The following is a 16,090-nucleotide window of genomic DNA, read 5'->3' as shown; positions in this document are numbered from 1 at the left end:
CATAGAAAAGGCGCTCATACCGACGGGAGCTGTCTGCCTTTCGCATTCTCTACACGATCTGCAATATTTATGACACTCAACCAGAGCAGAAGAAAGGTTAATCAATAAGATTTCTAACCTGGTATGCCGTTCCCACCGGACGCCCGACGAGTTGCAAGAAGCGATCCAAATCGACAACAGGGTGTCGGGAAACGTAAATAACGTCGCGGCTCTTTATCGGGAACGTCTGTCCGACGATAAGACTGTCGGCACGCGTCATATCCAGGCGGTAAACCAACGGATAGCGTCCGTCGCTGTTCGGGTTCATGCCCTTTTCGCGAAGCTGCCGGAAACGCTCGGCACCAAGAAGATCCGCTACAATTTCTGGTTCCTCATATCGGAACACAAAGTAGCCGGCAGCATTGGAGCGATCGGACGCCCCGCCTCCCGCCATTGCCACGGCTTCCAGTATATTGAGATCATTGGCACCGAATTCAATCCGGCTGTTCTTGCTGACTTCACCAAGAACGGTAAACGTCCGCGGATCCTTGGTCACAAATATCTGGTCGCCAGGCTGGACGTAAATATTCTCGGTCGGATTTTCGATGACCGTCTTGAGAAGCGCACTGCCTGTCGCGCGGCCACGAACCACGGTCACATAAGATTCATAAGGTTGAGCACTCGGACCGCCGGCCTTTGCTATCACCTCGGTAATAGTCTCACCCGTAAGGCTCATCGGAACCATAGAAGGTCGCCCCACGGCTCCAGACACGGTGACATTTCTGGAACTGGTGCCGACACTCGTAACAAGGACGTCTGGCTCGATCGCCTTATTGGTCAGGCCCGAGAGAATTTTCTGACGCGCCTCTTCGAGAGTTACGCCTGCGAATTTGACAGTACCAACATAGGGAATTGCAGCAGTTCCGTCTGGCTGCACAACCACATCCAAAACCGTCTGCTTGTTTTCAGAACTCGAAAACAGGCCGTTCGCACCGGCTTCGAAAATTGAGATCTTGAGCTGATCACCGACGCCAATCACAACGCGCTTGGCGGCACCACCAATACCGAAGCGCCTGTGGAGAGTTGTCGTGGAGAAATTCGCGACCATCTGCGCAGATCGGTGACTTACATCCACGACATCAAAGACCGTGGAGACGGAATCGCCCCTCACCATTGCCGGTTTGCCGGCCTGCCCCTTTATCTCGTCAGCGGTCGGCCCGGCGCTTGGCAACGTATCGCACCCGCCAATACCGATTGTCGAAACGACCAGAAAGCAGTTGCGAAAAAGTTTCGAATTCACCAGAAAACGCAAACGAAATATCCCCAGAAATGCTCGTATTCCAAGACGAACGTCGAACAATTACAACACTCGACCCGGTTGCATAAACCCATGACGTTTTAACCTCAACACCAGATTAATGAAGACCACAAAATATGGCTGGGCAATTGGACAACAACTCTTTGTTGCCATATGTGCCATTGTTACAACGCCGCCAGTGGTTGGGCGTCCTGTCGCTTTTCGGGACGGCGGCGTGGAACAAACCCGCAGTCTCCGCCCGGGACATTGATCTCGTCCTTTAGTAACCGTCCTGCGATCGCATCCGCTGCAGCAATGGCGCCTTTCCTCGAGTAGAAGTTTCCACGGACGTGGATAGCAGCAGCCAGAAGTTTAAAAAAATCCTCTATCAACGCCATGTCCGGCTTTTCAGGCAGCCGCCAGAAATCATCCAGCGCCCCCTGGTGTGTTGCGCCAGCAACATCATACACGGCACAGCCCAGCACCTTAACCGGAACGCCATGCCGCAAACCATGCAGCACGGCAGTCGAATTCACCGTTACCAAGCCACGACTAGCCTCGGTTAATCTGAGTAGATCACCACTCGCGATGTAATGCACCCTTGCTTCGACACCGTTCTTTTTTGCAGTTTCGCTGATTTCATGCCGCCACTTCATCAAGCCATTGTCCAGTGGGTGAAGCTTGACGATTAGTTCCACATCATCCGGTGCATATCGCGAGAAGGACGTTATGATCTCCTCGATCGCTTCTATTTGTGTCGAATACGGCGAATGAGATCTCAATTGATAATCGGTCTCAAGCTGAAGCGGGTACACAAAAAAACTCCGGCCTGATTTAATAACCGTATCTACGAGTTTCTCAGTCTCCCCGCGCTCCCGCGATGACGTTAAAATTCGCCCGACCCAACCCGCATATTCGGCGATGGGGTGGAAAAGACCATGGCGTCGATATCCCGGGTACAACGCGGAGAAGAACACATTTGGAAGATTGTATGATAGGTCGAGCGCAGCCTCCGTCAGAAAGCTTTGGTTGAATTTTCGCGAAAAGTCTGGCGAAGGAAGTCCTACCGCCGCTTGCCTTATCTCAAGGGGATCATTAGGGAACCGGGAATTCGATGACATGCCGTCTTTTTCGACGGTTACCCAGTCTGGCCGTAGATAGCCCATCTCGATAACGGTCACGGCCACATTGAGCATTTTGGCAGCTTCGATTGCCGGACGATGATAGGGGCGCTCTTCTCCCAAAAGTATCAAATCGGTGACGCTGAAGTCATCTAGAAAGGCATCGATGTATTTAGACCACGCCGACAACGTTCCGCGGTAGTTGACAGCACCTGACCGCCTCCAGAACAGCCAGTCGCCAGCATTGAAATTGATGCGTAGACACTTGTGACCAGCGCACTCGAGACGATCTGCCAATCTGGAAAATAATGATGATGAGGGTCCCTGCAAGAACAGGAAAACCCTCTTCCTGTCTTTTTGAGGCAGGTCACTCATACAAATCTCTCTTTGTACAATTTCGCATGAAGCAGAATCGTTTCGATCAAGTTCCAGGGCGCCTCCTCCCTCACATTCAACTGTGAGCCTGCATTCGTACCTGCTGTCCCTAAGGGAACGACGAAATAGTCGGTACGCGGATCCGGGAACGGGTCCGCATAGCTTTTGAGCAACGGAGCGTGATCTCCGTAAAAAGCGAGCCAGACGGGCCGTTGCGATGCCTCAAGCGCTACAACCAGGGCTCCAAGAGCGTCGTCAGCGCGTTGCAGAAGTTCCCGATATATCTCGACGGGCTCAGTCAGCCCTTCACAGCGACCAGTCTCCCATGGGCCATGGTTCGCCATCGACGCAACGAAAACAAACGTCGGCTTATCATCGCCGATATCCTCTATCGTTTTCAATACCTTATGCGTCAAATCGTGATCTGACACATAAGGGTCGTTAATTGTCGGCTGATGATCGAACTCGTCCAGCATAGTCAGATGCTCGAAACCTAAAAGTGGCAACGCTTTATGCCGCATAAAAAAGGTTCGGTCGTAGGGATGAATGAACTGCGTGTGCCAACCGTTGCGCAACAATTTATTCGGCCAGGCCAATTCCGCGTAGTGTCCCGCGCGCAAATACGGGTAAGATGCGTCGACGTGAACCGCCTCAGGCTTCAATCCGCTGAGGACAGCAAACTCTGTTCGCAGCGTATAGCCACCTTCGAACACATTGGTAAGTCTGCCCGATTGCGCCGCCCGTTTTTTCAGCCTGTCGACCGTTGGCAATTCGAGTTGGTTGTCGCCGAGATGGCGCAGATCATAGAACGACTCCGACTGCCAAACGATAACAAGCGGAGCATCGTGATGCTCGCCATCAATCAATTCGTGGATCGCCCGATGCAGGCCCTCAGAAATCTCTTTCACCAACGTGTCACGGTTTTTGCCGAGCCAGACGAGGAAGTGCAGAACAACTGAGGTAAAAGTGCCAAAACGAACGGTATTTGGCCTAACTTTAAGATTTACGAGCAACGCTTCGGATAGTCGTGCGGCAATACGGTTAACGCGCTTGACGAACAGAAGGCTTATCAAGCCGATATAGCCAAAGCACCCGAACAAAACCCAAAATGCCCGGTGTCTTGATGGAAGTACCGTCGGTTCGAAAGCCATATACAGCGTCGACACACCAAAAACATATACACCTGCGAGAATCCAGAAAATGACGTTGAATTTTGTCGCGTAGAAAATCGTCTTATATTTGAAGACGTCGAGAACCAGTGCGATGTCAGAAAACAGCAAAGGCTCGCGAATGAACATGAATTTCACGCGAGAAATTGCGGTGAAAATAACGAAGTAACTGGCCACTGCATGTGCCGCGTAGATAGGTCGCCATGAAATCACAAAAAAGAACGCAAATACCAGTGCAATGACCGGCAAGCGAGCACTGCTCTCAACAAGAAAACGAATACGGCTCCTAACGGGGGAATATTTCCTGCGTGCGTCTGTAGGCAACGCAAAACTGTCTGTAGCGTATACAACAACAGCCGCAGCAATAAAACACAGCGATGTCAGCAGAATTGGATGATCTTGAGGCGTCAATGAAATTCCTATGAGAGATATTGCTCTTCAATGTCGGCGTCTTCAGTTGGATAAATTGATGACCGATATCCCGGTCAACATTTCCTCAAATCAAGCGAGACGGATCGCTTCAACTGCCAGTACAGGGCGGGTTTTATAAAGCCGCCCAACAATGCCAAAGCCTTCAGCTTAAAACCAAAATGGACTTCGCTCCTGCCGTGGGTAACAGCGTCGAAGATCTGGCGAGCGACGACTTCCACAGACCAGGGGTGTGTTTTTCCTATCAACGCCTCGGCGAGATGCGGCCTCTTCGGTAACTCGCTCCGCAACTGTGGCGTGCATGTATCGGGCGGGAAACTTATACCGATATAGATTCCACGGCCGACCTCGCTGCGAAGGCTCTCGGCAAACGCAGCCAAAGCAGCCTTGGAAGCGCAATAGGCAGAATATCCCGGAATACCGATAAGAGCGGCGGCGGAGGAAATCATCATGATGCTCCCCCTTCCACGATTTTTCATCCCGGCGTAAATCGCCCGGACAGCGTTGACCGTTCCTGAGAAATTGGTGTCCATTTGCATTTCAAAATGCGACGGATCCAGCTCTTCAAAAAATGCGGGTTCAACCACGCCAGCAGAAGTAACTAGCAAATCGCAAGTACCGAACAGGCGTTCGCACTGTTCGATTGCCTCGCTGATTAAATCCATCCGCCTAACGTCGGCCGACACGGCATTCACCCTGCCCCGTCCAATCTGCCGCAATGTTTCGCACGCCAAATGGAGCGCGTTTTCATCTCTTGAGACCAGCGATACGTCATAGCCATTCAAGACGCATAGCCGGGCGATCTCCAAACCGATACCACTTGAGCCACCCGTTATGATTGCGTGCATATTTAGCCCCGCCTCAACGATTTATGACAAGGCGCTGCAGCTCATCCAAATTCAAAGATGCTGCTGAGATATTTTGCTCAATAAGCTCCTCCAGGAGAGTTGCTGTCGTTTCAACGGCTTGAAAAATCTGTTCTTCCGTATGTTCACTCGTCAAAAAGAACCGGATTCTGGCCAAGCGTTCAGGAACGGCAGGGTGAATGATGGGCAGGGCATTAATACCCGCTTCAAAAAGCCGATTGCTCAACTCTACGGCGCGTAGAGAGTCCCCGACGATAACTGGAACGACAGAAAAACCAGCGCTCGTACCAACATTCAATCCTCTGGTTTTCGCGGCATCACGGAACAGTTGGCCATTGCGAAAAATCCGCTGAACGCGCTGAGGTTCTCGTCGCAAGACAGCTAGACTGCCAAGCGCTGCGGCGGCCAAAGGAGGAGCCAATCCCACGCTATAAACGAAACCACCCGCGTGCCCTTTGAGAATTTCTGCCAGAGCCTGGTTCCCCGCAATGTACCCCCCACAACTCGATGTCGTTTTGGATAGTGTCCCCATCCAGATGTCGATTTCTGTCGGATCTATACCGAAATGCTCGAAGGTTCCCCGTCCCTGCGCTCCCAACACGCCGAGAGCATGCGCTTCATCGACCATCAGCCAAAAAGGATATTCGGAGCGAAGGCGCAGTATGGCCGGCAGATCGGCAATGTCGCCGTCCATGGAGTAGACCCCTTCGACGATCACGAGGACATTTCGATAGTCCTGAGCGGCACCGGAGAGAATGCGTTCGAGATCCCGCATATCATTATGCTTGAAAATCAACCGCTTCGCACCGGATAACAGTGCACCTGTAAGAGCACTATTATGAATAAACTCATCATGAATGATGAGGTCTTGCGGCGTCATAAGGCAACTTATAGCTGAGAGATTTGTAAGATATCCGCTTACAAAACAAACGGCGGCTTCGACGCCATAATTCTCCGCAATAGATTTTTCCAGTTCAACATGCAGCGGTCTTTCACCGGCGACCAATCTGCTTGCCGAAGATGAAACTCCATATCGTTGAACGGCGCTCTTCACCGCCTCATGAACTTCAGGATGAGTATTCGTCCCGAGATAATCGTAGGAGGCGAAATTGATTAGCTTTCGCCCGTCAATCATAGTCTCGGCCCCGGCAGCGGCATCATGCGACCGGTGAAAGGGGTTTTTCACCCCCGCAAATTCGGCAACAGCCTTCTGTATCTGAAGGGACTTGTAGGCAGGATGCTCCTCGAAACCTCGACGCGTTTTTTTCCGTGCAGACGCAATTTTCTCCGTCGTCCTGAGATCGCGTTTTGTTTCGCCCTGGCCGCGCTGTTCCCGCAGCTTCTCCAGCATCCCGGGCGAGAGCATCGGTTTTGCCCCGCCACTACCCGAACCGTTTTGCGCGCTCACTGAACGGCCTCCTGAAGCTTCTGAACACTATGCCTGTTCGCCAAGCCTTCCAGCAAATCATCATCGGCATCGTCTTTCAGCAACTGGCGGCTAACCAACTTTTCGCGAAGCTTTCCGACGATTGCGCTGACGGTTGTGCTGTCAGAAATAGTGCTCAGCGGAAGATCGATTCCGGTTTTTTGCTGAAAACTCGTTCCAAGTTCCATCGCCATCAAACTGTCGAGACCAATATCGCGAAGGACCTTGTCCGGAGTGATATTGTTCTCAGCCATTTTCAGGATTGAGGCCAACTCGGCCGCGATCAGCGAGTGCAGAATTGCATCTGCGTCCTCGATCGACTTACCGGCCACCACCGAATGGAGATCCATCTGTTCACCAACGGAAATCCGCTCGTGAACCTGACTATTCGAAACTGCCGAAAACAAAGGTTGCTTTACCGTTTTCAAAGTTGCCGCCGTTGCCCAGTCGATGTCGGCAATCATCACTGTGGCGCCGTCGGCGTCAGCGGGCATAGCAATGAGAAACTCCTCGACAAAACGCATGGCATCACGCGCCTGGAGCGCCGTCTTGCCGATCCGCTTCGACAACAATTCGTTCACTTGCGTATTACGAGCCAAGAACCCGGTATCAGCGATCGCTCCAAACCCCACGGCTAAGGCAGGTTTGCCCCGCAGGCGACGGGTTCGCGCAAGACCTTCCAGATATCCATTCGCGGCGACATAGTTGGACTGCCCAGGATTCCCCACCATCGTGGTCGCGGACGAGAACAGCAGAAACAAATCGAGATCGTCTGCGTCTGTCAATTTGTCCAAAATAACTGCGCCTTCGACCTTGGTGTGAACCACAGGTTGGTTTCGTTCACGGCTTAGGTTTGAGATCAATGCATCGTCCAACACCATGGCCGCGTGTACGACGCCCTTCAGAGGGGCCACTTTACGCAAATCTGCCAACAATGAGCTGAGCTGCACTTCATTCGTGACATCGCAAGAATGTACAGAAGCCTTGACCCCCATTTCTTGCCAGCGCGCAATGGCTTCACGCGTTTCTTCATCCAAAGTGCCTCTGCGCGTCGCAAGAGCAAGATGTGAGGCACCTTTCTCCGCCAGCCAATTGGCCGCCTCAAGACCAAACCCGCCAATGCCACCGATGACCAGATAGGTGCCAGGTGACACCCGAAAATCCGACCCGCGCGCTTGCACGACGGTTTCTTTTCCGCGTTCAGGCGGAGTGACAACGATTTTCCCAATGTGGCCCGCGCTCTGCATCAGGCGAAAAGCCGTAGAAACCTCATCATATGAAAAGGCGCGATAGGGCAACGGCTTAAGCGCTTTTTCCGCCAAAAGGGTTGAAATTTCTTCGAATATCTTTGCGGTGATGTGCGGCGCCGCCACCAACAACTGATCCGCGTCGATGCCAAAATAGGAGATGTTCTTACGGAACGGTCTCAAACCTATCTTACGATCGGCATAATAGTCCCGCTTTCCTAGCTCCAGGAAGCGTCCGAACGGTTTAACAAGTTCCAGACTGCGCTCCATGGCTTCCTGGAAGAGAGAGTTGATTACAACATCCACGCCCAGACCATTCGTAACGTGCAGGACATCGTTGAAGAACTCTAGGGAACGAGAATCGAAAACGAAGTCGGCGCCGAGGGTTGCCAACAAATTCCGCTTTTCCACGGTACCAGCCGTCGCGATGATCTTCGCGCCTCTCAGCTTCGCGATCTGCAAGGCGGCAAGTCCGACACCACCTCCAGCACCGTGGATGAGAACCGTCTCGCCGGCACGCAATCCACCTAGTTGGACAAGCGCATAATAGGCCGTCAAAAACGTGACGGGGAGCGTCGCCGCTTCGATAAGATCAATGCTGTCCGGAATACGCGTCACCCCCTTTTCAGGGACCACGACATGCGTCGAAAACGCGTTCGGACCGATGCCCATCACCCTGTCTCCCGGGTATATATGACGTACATCGTCTCCGACCGACAGAACTCTCCCAGAAAACTCCATGCCAATGGTGGCGCCTGCGAACCCGTCCTCGAGTGCTTCTTCCGGAAGCATCCCCATGGCCCACATAACATCGCGGAAATTTAGCCCCGTCGCTGCGACTTCCACAACAACGTCACCGGAACCTGCCACCGGCAATGTATTCTCCTGCCATTCGATAGTCTCAATGCGGCCAGCCGATCGCTGCACGATGGAGGCGGCTTGAAACGTCCGCACACGCTGTTTTGCACGTTTAAAGGGACCCGAAACTACTCTTAATGACTGGCACGATCCATCGAAGGCATCGTAGAGCAGCTCGTTTTCCCCCTGCTCATGCAATTTCAGGAGTTGGTTCCAGAGCTTTTCAGTCAGCACGCTGCCTGCGACATCAATCGTTACAACTTCGATCTCGTCATACTCGTTCTGCAGGACGCGCGCGTACGTCCAAATCGCATGATTGACGGCGTTTGCGTAGGTTCTATTCGCGGGCGACCCGCCGGGCGCAACGATAATCAGTCGCGGCGAATGTTTCTCAAACCCTGGGGAGTAATGCCGCAGAATTTCAGCCATGTCGCTTAGAAGACAAATGTAACCCTGAAGGCTCGACGAATGGTTCGCAGCATCTGAACCCTCGGGTAAAACCAATACAACATCAAGTTCAACGGTCCCTACTTCAGCCAAGGCGTCTCGCAAAGCCTCAACGCTCAAATCCGAGCTGCACTCAAGTTCGACGCACTTATTTGCACTCAGATAAGTAAACGGCGTGTCTTTCGGCTTGATCGTCAAAAGACTTTTGCGTGTTCGCAGTTGATGATATTCATCAATGGTGCTCTCTCCGCGCGCAGTCAGGATTGTCAGCGATCCGTCATGAAAATCGGCCCGAGTAAAGGCACCGTTGGCAAAACCAAGCTCACCAATCCGTTCCAGCATTTCCTCATTGGGCAGAATTTTTCCGACTGGCAATTCCGACAGAACGCTTTGGCTAAACCACCCCTCCCTCAGCCCAAAGACGAAATCCGCAATCAAAGCGTATTGATGTTCGACAAAACAAAGCTCGGCGCCCGATTTCGCGATTGTAATAAGTGCCGAATTTAACGCTTCACTGTCCTTCAGGCGCCCAAGAACGAACCCATTAGCACTGACGACCAAATCAATGCGTCGGCTCAAACAGCCGGCACTACAATCCACGACATCGACACGCGGATTTTTTGCAAACCCTACCTCGAGAGTGCTTTTGAGATTTTCGTCATCTTCGAAAATCAAAAGCTTTGCATCGTAACGCTCGACAAGGTTGGCCAGACGCGCACTGACAGCGACCGAAGTTGCACCAATTTCGGCGATAACCAAGCCCGGCCGTTCGGAAGCCGCCTTCTCCAGAAAGGCCTCGACCAGACGGCATGCTTCGTCAATCCGTTTGCGCGCGATCGTCGTGCCATTCTGGAAATGATCGACGGTCGCTTCCGGCGCTTCATAGTCCGTCAATTCGGCGCTTTCTCCATCTGTCACCAACAGATCGAGACTGCTCATGACAAAATGATAAACGTCGTTAACCAGGATTGCAGCCGGACTGTTTTCGGGAAATTCCGCGATCAACTCGCGTATGATGTCTGCAAAAGCCGGTAAATCCGGATACGAAGCGAGCTGCCAACGTTCTTCTTCAAACGTTGCCAACCCGTAATCCTCAAGATTAAAGAAGCAGTTAGCCAGATATGCCCTGAACGAAGGACGTCCATTCAGTATTGTCGTATCGATGCTGCCGAAAGATTCCTGGACTTTTTGCGCAATATCATACGATGCCCGATAAACTGCAGCGTCCAGCATAAGGGCTGAGACAGCAGTCTCGGTTGCCTCGTATTGGGGAACAAGGCTAGGCAAAAGCCCGTCGTGAGACGAATCGTGCGCGCTAGCTATATGCTCGTAGTGAAAAGACACGGTTTCCAGGTTATGATGGACTTTGAGGAAAGTGCGTCTGAACCGACAATCATCTAGGCTTGCAACCAGTTCACCTTGTGCGTCGAGTAGTTCCACGCGAATTTTCAACGAAAATGGCGACGCCCGTAATATCTCAATCTGCGCCGAACGTATGTCGGCCACGCCCGCTCGCGATCGAATTGCACCAAATCTCACCGGAATATAAGGCGCGCCAGACAAATCGCCTGTCAGATCCGCGAATAAGGCGACTAGACCGTGAAATGCCGCATCAATGGAAATTGGATTCAGATTGTACGACAGATAGGGGTGGGCTGGGCTGCGCGCCTCGAAAAGTCGTACGAGAAGCTTGCGATCAGGCGATACACGAACATTTTCCAGAAGCCTGAAGTCAACGCCGTAATCGAGGCCAAATTGTCTTGCGGTTCTGTAGGCAGCGCTCCCGTCGATTGTCCGGGCATCCGATATGTTGCCAGCGGCTTGAGGAGTGTGACGAGCAAACTCCGCGACCGGCTTGCGGATCCTGCCTACCGCGTTAATGCTCCAATCGTCCTCGCTTAGATACTCACGAGATCGAATTTCAAGTTGACCTGTCTCAGGCGAAATCACGGTGGAAAGTTCAGCCAGCCTGTTTTCGTGTAGTTCCAGCGGCCGAATAATCTCCAGATTTCTGACCTCGACATCTGGCGTCATGAAAAAATTCTGTGCGGCCTGCACTGCGATTTCTATAAACGCGCTACCGGGCAGAATAGACTTTCCATCGACGACGTGCTGCGCGAGATCTGGGAACAGGTTCGCATCGATATGGTTTTTCCACGAGGCCGCATTGGGGTCTGTACGCCACCCCAACAATGTATAAGCCTTTTCAGCGTCACCACGACCAAGCAGGTTCACTTTATCGGACGTGGGCAACACTTGTAGAGATTGCAACTCGAACGGTAGGGGTGGTAACGCGACGTCGGCGCGACGAGAGAAAACATCGTCCGTCCAAACAGAAGCACCACAAGATACGGCCTGCGCCACGATATAGGGCAAGGGGTTGCTGCTCAGCGCCGGTCGCGTCAGCGTCGGAACAATGGAAACAAATGTGCCCGCTTGACGCGCATTCTCCGACAGATACGAAGAAAGGATCGGACGAGGGCCAATTTCGATAAAGAGATTGCATCCTTGGCCGAGCGCCTCTGCCGTTGCGTCTGCAAAACGAACGACGTCGCGAACATTCCTCCACCAGTAAACGGCATCAAGTTGATCGCCATTCTCGACAGTCCCGGTAACACTCGAGATAAACTTTATCTCCCCCGACGACCGTGGCTGATAAGCAGGGAGATCAGACAGGAAGGCGTCCCGCTCACGATCAATAACCGGATGATGGAACGGATAGTCGATGTCGAGTATGTGGACGGGGATATGCTCCTTGCGGCCAATTTCCTTGAAAGCCTTTATCTCACTGACCGGACCAGAAATCGTAACAGATGAACGCGTGTTGATCGCGCCAACCTCAATTCCGGAAAGACCGTTTCCGCGCGCAATTTCTTGTGCCCTGTCTGCAGACAGAGCAACAGCGGCCATTTTCCCCTCGCCGAAAAGCGCATGCTGATGACGCGAACGGACGGCCACCACTGCGACCGCGTGTTCCAGAGGCAGTGCTCCTGCACAATAAGCAGCTGCAATTTCACCAACCGAATGTCCAAACACCACAGAAGGCTTGATGTTTCGGCTAATCAGCCGATCTGACAGGGTTGCCTGAATTGCGAACAAAAGTGCCTGGGCGATCCTTGTGTCAGGTAGTGAACCAGCAAGGTCTTGCGACGCAAACAATGACACCAGATCAACATCGAGCCAGGGTTTAAAGGCAGCACAAATTTCGTTAAAGCGATCAAAGAAACCCCTGTCGTACCGGTAGGCGTCCTGCGCCATACCAATCCATTGCGAACCATTTCCGGAAAACGCGAATGCAATCCGGGTTTCTCCAGCGGGAGCTTCTCCAACGCGACCAAAGCCCGTTGATGATCCGGCAAGAAACTCTTCGGCGCCCTTGCGAACCACCTCAGGTTCTTCGCTATCAACTACAAAGCGATGTCTATGGCGCGTTCTGTTTACCGCCGATACGGCGACAAGTTCACGAAGATCCGGCCGGTCGCTTTTCAACTCCTGCACATAATTTTGCAACAGACCTTCGAGGGCAGAACGCGTTTGAGCGCTCACCATAAAAGGACCAGAGGGCAAGGCGCTCTTATCAGCAGCCTCAGCTTCACCAGGATCAGCAAGCACGATATGTGCATTCGTACCACCGAAGCCGAAGGAATTTATGCCGGCAAGACGCGGCTTTTGTCCGCGCGGCAACGAGGAGCCGGATCGATTGATCTCGACATTTAACCCTTGAAAATCAATTTCGGAATTTAATTCGGCCGAATGAAGCGAGGCGGGAAGAAAATTATACTCAAGCGCAAGAATTGCTTTTATCAGGCCAAACATCCCTGAAGCTGGTTCTGAATGACCAACATTCGACTTAACAGACCCGACTAGCAGCTTCTGCTTTCTTTTTAGCCCCAGTTCCGTTCCAATAGCCCACAGCTCCGCTGGGTCTCCAACCTTGGTTCCGGTACCGTGTCCTTCGATGAAGGCGAGGTCATTCGGATCGAGGCCGTGACGCTCATAAACGTCACGTAGAAGAGCCGCCTGCATCTCACGCGATGGCAACGAGATGCCGTTGGTACGACCGGCTGAATTGAGTCCCGTCGCAAGGATAGTCGCATAGCTCCGGTCCCGGTTGGATCTCGTTCTTTCAGTTGTTCGCAGAACAACTACTCCACCCCCTTCAGATCGGACATAGCCCTGACCACCCTCACCATACGCTCGACACAGCCCTTCAGGCGACAGCATACGAGCTTGAGAAAAGCCGACAAAAGAAAAGGGGTGAGCGAGAACATTCACGCCACCAACAATCGCGGTATCTATCTCGCCGCTGCGAAGTGCGCGGACAGCCTGATCCAACGCAACAAGAGAGGATGAGCATGCCGTATCGATGGTCAAACTAGGTCCGTTCAACCCAAATACGTGGGAGATACGATTAGCAATAATCGACAGGGTGTTACCGGTCATAAAATACGGACTACCGGAGGCGGGATCCTCGATAAACGTATTTCCGGAATCCAAACTTGAGGCGCCAATATAAACGCCGACACGTTCCCCTTGCAGCATAGGAATGGTTAGGGAGGCATCTTCCAGCGCGCGCCAGACCAGTTGTAGAATCACGCGCTGCTGTGGATCCATATATGTGGCTTCACGGGCAGTCAGATTAAAAACCGCAGGATCGAAATCATAGACGTCCTCGATCACGCCAGCGGCAAAAGTATATGCCTTTCCTTGTGTACCCGCAACGGGATGCCAAAACCGGGCGTGGCTCCACCTGTCTTCGGGAACACTCGTTACAACGCAGCGCTCGTCCTTCAACAACTGGAATAACTCGTCTGCGTTTCGAGCCGATGGGGTACGGACGGATCGTCCTATGATTTCAACCGACATGCCTTACTTTTTCTCACAATCCTAGATAGCTTGAATGCAACAAAGCTCCCCTTGGATCAACCCAATATTAGTAAATTCATTGATTATAAGGTATGCAATGCATATGGCGTTGGCGACACCCCGCACCGCACGCGACGCGCCCTTGGGGCGCATCTCTTCAAATCAGCGTCGTGTACAATCGACAGAGCGAAGCTCTACTTTACGAAACTCAGACGCTCTGAAGCGTGACGACTCCAAACTTTACCCCCCCCAAAGAAGGTGGAATGAACTGGAACTATCGGCAAGAAAACTAGCATTTGGTAGGTTACATTGTCGAAGCTCCGCTCAGGGCAGCAGCTACCGCCGCGATTTTTTCGGATCGTTTATCCTGGGGTACATCGTCGATCATTTGCCTCGCCTTCACTGCTGGACATTTTCATGGCCGCGAAAAACGAGGCTATGAAGTTTCAGTCCACATGAATCCACCTCATATCGAGGGATATTATTTCTGGCAGTGGTCGTGGGACGGGACGGATTTCTGGCCCACTGCGATTATCTGCTTTGCGCTTATTTTCATGGTTGTAGGCGCTCCGCTGGACGTGGATAATTGGCGCGTTTGGGCGATATCCTAATATGAAGGGTCCTTTTCAGGCTTCGGAAAAGCATCTCCGCCATAACCCGATCACGTCGGTATGGCCTTCAAGAGCTTCAATCTCTTTCCGCAGATCACTGTCATCCGCAACGTCGTCGAGGCGTCGGGCGCGTGTTGCGCTTTAGATATAACTACGCCTCGTTCAGGTTGAAAATAGGAGCATTTAGCCGAACGTGGCTGAATGCCAATTACCTTTTCTCGAAAGGCGATGTGTCAGTTTGCGGTAACTTGCATCACCCCGACACAATGATCTCTTCTTGGTTGAGGGCCGATGTAGCGGGATTGTGGCCGGATGAGCCGTCCGGTGCGCTCCTGTTCCAGCACGTGGGCTGTCCAGCCCGCCATTCGTCCTGCTGCAAAGACATTCGTAAAACTGTCGCGGGGGAAACCAACGGCCTCCAGTACAAGCGCCGTATAGAATTCTACATTTGTCTGCAGTGGGCGCAGGGGCTTCTTTTCCTTTAGAAGCGCAAGCGCCTCCTCCTCCACCTTACCCGCAAAGGAAATACGATCGGAGCCGTCCGCGAGAGCCGACACAGCCCCCTTCAACACGTCTGCACGCGGATCTCGCACGCGGTAGATCCGGTGGCCGAAGCCCATCAAGCGCTCGCCCCGGGCCAATGCAGCTCGCAGCCAAGGACTTATGTTTGCCTCAGATCCAATCGCGTCAAGCATATCGAGCACTGGACCCGGCGCCCCGCCGTGGAGAGGCCCCTTCAAGGCGCAAAGCGCCCCAACCACAGATGAAAAAAGCCCCGCCCCCGTCGAGGCAATAACCCGCGCGCTGAAGGTGGAAGCATTCAATCCATGATCGGCAACCGTGGTCAAGTATGCGTCAAGCGCTCGCACCTTATCTGGCGATGCCTGAGCGCCGGATATCATGCGTAGAAAGTCGGCTGAAAAGGAGAGCATGGCATCGGGCGCAATCGCGACAAGACCCCGCCTGCTTCGGACGATGGCCGCGGCAAAGACCGGAACGGCCGCAACAGCCATCACGTGATGCGGAGTGCTTTCCTCGTCTGGTAAAGAAGACAACAGAAGGCGCAACGCCTCGACAGAGGAAAGATTGCGCAGGACAGGAAGCAAAGGCTGCATGAGGTCGAACGCGCGCTGCCGTGCCCCTCCCAGTTTAACTCGAATGCTCTGCATAGTCATCACCTCCGGGGTCTGCCCGTCCCAGAGGAGTTCCAGCATCTGCTCGAAAGGCCAGTCAGCCAGTTCCGCCAAGTGATGCCCGCGAATGATCAGTTCACCCGCCTGTCCATCCACGTGACTGAGGATTGTTTCGGCGGCGACGACTTCATCAAGGCCGGAAGCCGGAATGCGGCCAACGAAAGCGGGTATTGCGGACACTGTCATTCTCCTCAGTTAAATGCGAA

8 protein-coding genes are annotated in these 16,090 nt (G+C 52.9%); 1 reads left to right on the top strand and 7 read right to left on the bottom strand.

The features are described from left to right. Positions 1 to 97: 97 nt before the first annotated feature. The 6 genes from ACQZ6D_RS22930 to ACQZ6D_RS22905 all read right to left on the bottom strand — a co-directional run bounded on the left by ACQZ6D_RS22930 (position 98) and on the right by ACQZ6D_RS22905 (position 14,080). Positions 98 to 1,282, bottom strand: coding sequence for a polysaccharide biosynthesis/export family protein (locus tag ACQZ6D_RS22930; protein WP_458575403.1), 1,185 nt, complete (start codon positions 1,280 to 1,282; stop codon positions 98 to 100). 179 nt (positions 1,283 to 1,461) lie between these two features. Further along, positions 1,462 to 2,772 (bottom strand): capsule biosynthesis protein, encoded by a 1,311-nt coding sequence (locus tag ACQZ6D_RS22925; RefSeq protein ID WP_448730016.1) that lies wholly within the window; start codon positions 2,770 to 2,772, stop codon positions 1,462 to 1,464. After that, positions 2,769 to 4,352, bottom strand: coding sequence for an LTA synthase family protein (locus ACQZ6D_RS22920; protein ID WP_448730017.1), 1,584 nt, complete (start codon positions 4,350 to 4,352; stop codon positions 2,769 to 2,771). The genes ACQZ6D_RS22925 and ACQZ6D_RS22920 overlap by 4 nt, the downstream gene beginning before the upstream one ends. A 74-nt stretch (positions 4,353 to 4,426) precedes the next feature. Beyond that, positions 4,427 to 5,218: an SDR family NAD(P)-dependent oxidoreductase gene (locus ACQZ6D_RS22915; RefSeq protein WP_448730018.1), complete on the bottom strand. Its 792-nt coding sequence runs from the start codon at positions 5,216 to 5,218 to the stop codon at positions 4,427 to 4,429. Positions 5,219 to 5,231: 13 nt separating this feature from the next. Next, complete coding sequence (locus tag ACQZ6D_RS22910) at positions 5,232 to 6,602, bottom strand: aminotransferase class I/II-fold pyridoxal phosphate-dependent enzyme (RefSeq protein WP_448730124.1); 1,371 nt, start codon at positions 6,600 to 6,602, stop codon at positions 5,232 to 5,234. A 38-nt stretch (positions 6,603 to 6,640) separates the two neighbouring features. After that, positions 6,641 to 14,080, bottom strand: a complete 7,440-nt coding sequence (locus ACQZ6D_RS22905) for a type I polyketide synthase (RefSeq protein WP_448730019.1) — start codon at positions 14,078 to 14,080, stop codon at positions 6,641 to 6,643. 296 nt (positions 14,081 to 14,376) lie between these two features. On the opposite strand from ACQZ6D_RS22905, the gene ACQZ6D_RS22900 reads away from it, so the two are divergent. Further along, a complete protein-coding gene (locus ACQZ6D_RS22900) occupies positions 14,377 to 14,691 on the top strand; it encodes a hypothetical protein (RefSeq protein ID WP_236759172.1) in 315 nt (104 codons plus the stop codon). 233 nt (positions 14,692 to 14,924) lie between these two features. Here ACQZ6D_RS22900 and ACQZ6D_RS22895 read toward each other — a convergent pair whose 3' ends face one another. Further along, on the bottom strand, positions 14,925 to 16,064 hold the full coding sequence (locus tag ACQZ6D_RS22895) for a citrate synthase/methylcitrate synthase (protein WP_448730020.1): 1,140 nt from the start codon (positions 16,062 to 16,064) through the stop codon (positions 14,925 to 14,927). Positions 16,065 to 16,090 lie beyond the last annotated feature (26 nt).

The sequence above is a fragment of the Agrobacterium sp. 22-3639C2 genome, assembly GCF_053522105.1.
Note: the sequence above shows the minus strand (reverse complement) of the source record. Positions and strands in the feature narration are given on the sequence as shown.

Excerpts from the sequence above, each read along its gene's own strand:
- ACQZ6D_RS22925 (WP_448730016.1), bottom strand. The coding sequence starts at position 2,772 with ATGAGTGACCTGCCTCAAAAAGACAGGAAGAGGGTTTTCCTGTTCTTG.
- ACQZ6D_RS22915 (WP_448730018.1), bottom strand. The coding sequence starts at position 5,218 with ATGCACGCAATCATAACGGGTGGCTCAAGTGGTATCGGTTTGGAGATC.
- ACQZ6D_RS22910 (WP_448730124.1), bottom strand. The coding sequence starts at position 6,602 with ATGCTCTCGCCCGGGATGCTGGAGAAGCTGCGGGAACAGCGCGGCCAG.
- ACQZ6D_RS22905 (WP_448730019.1), bottom strand. The coding sequence starts at position 14,080 with ATGTCGGTTGAAATCATAGGACGATCCGTCCGTACCCCATCGGCTCGA.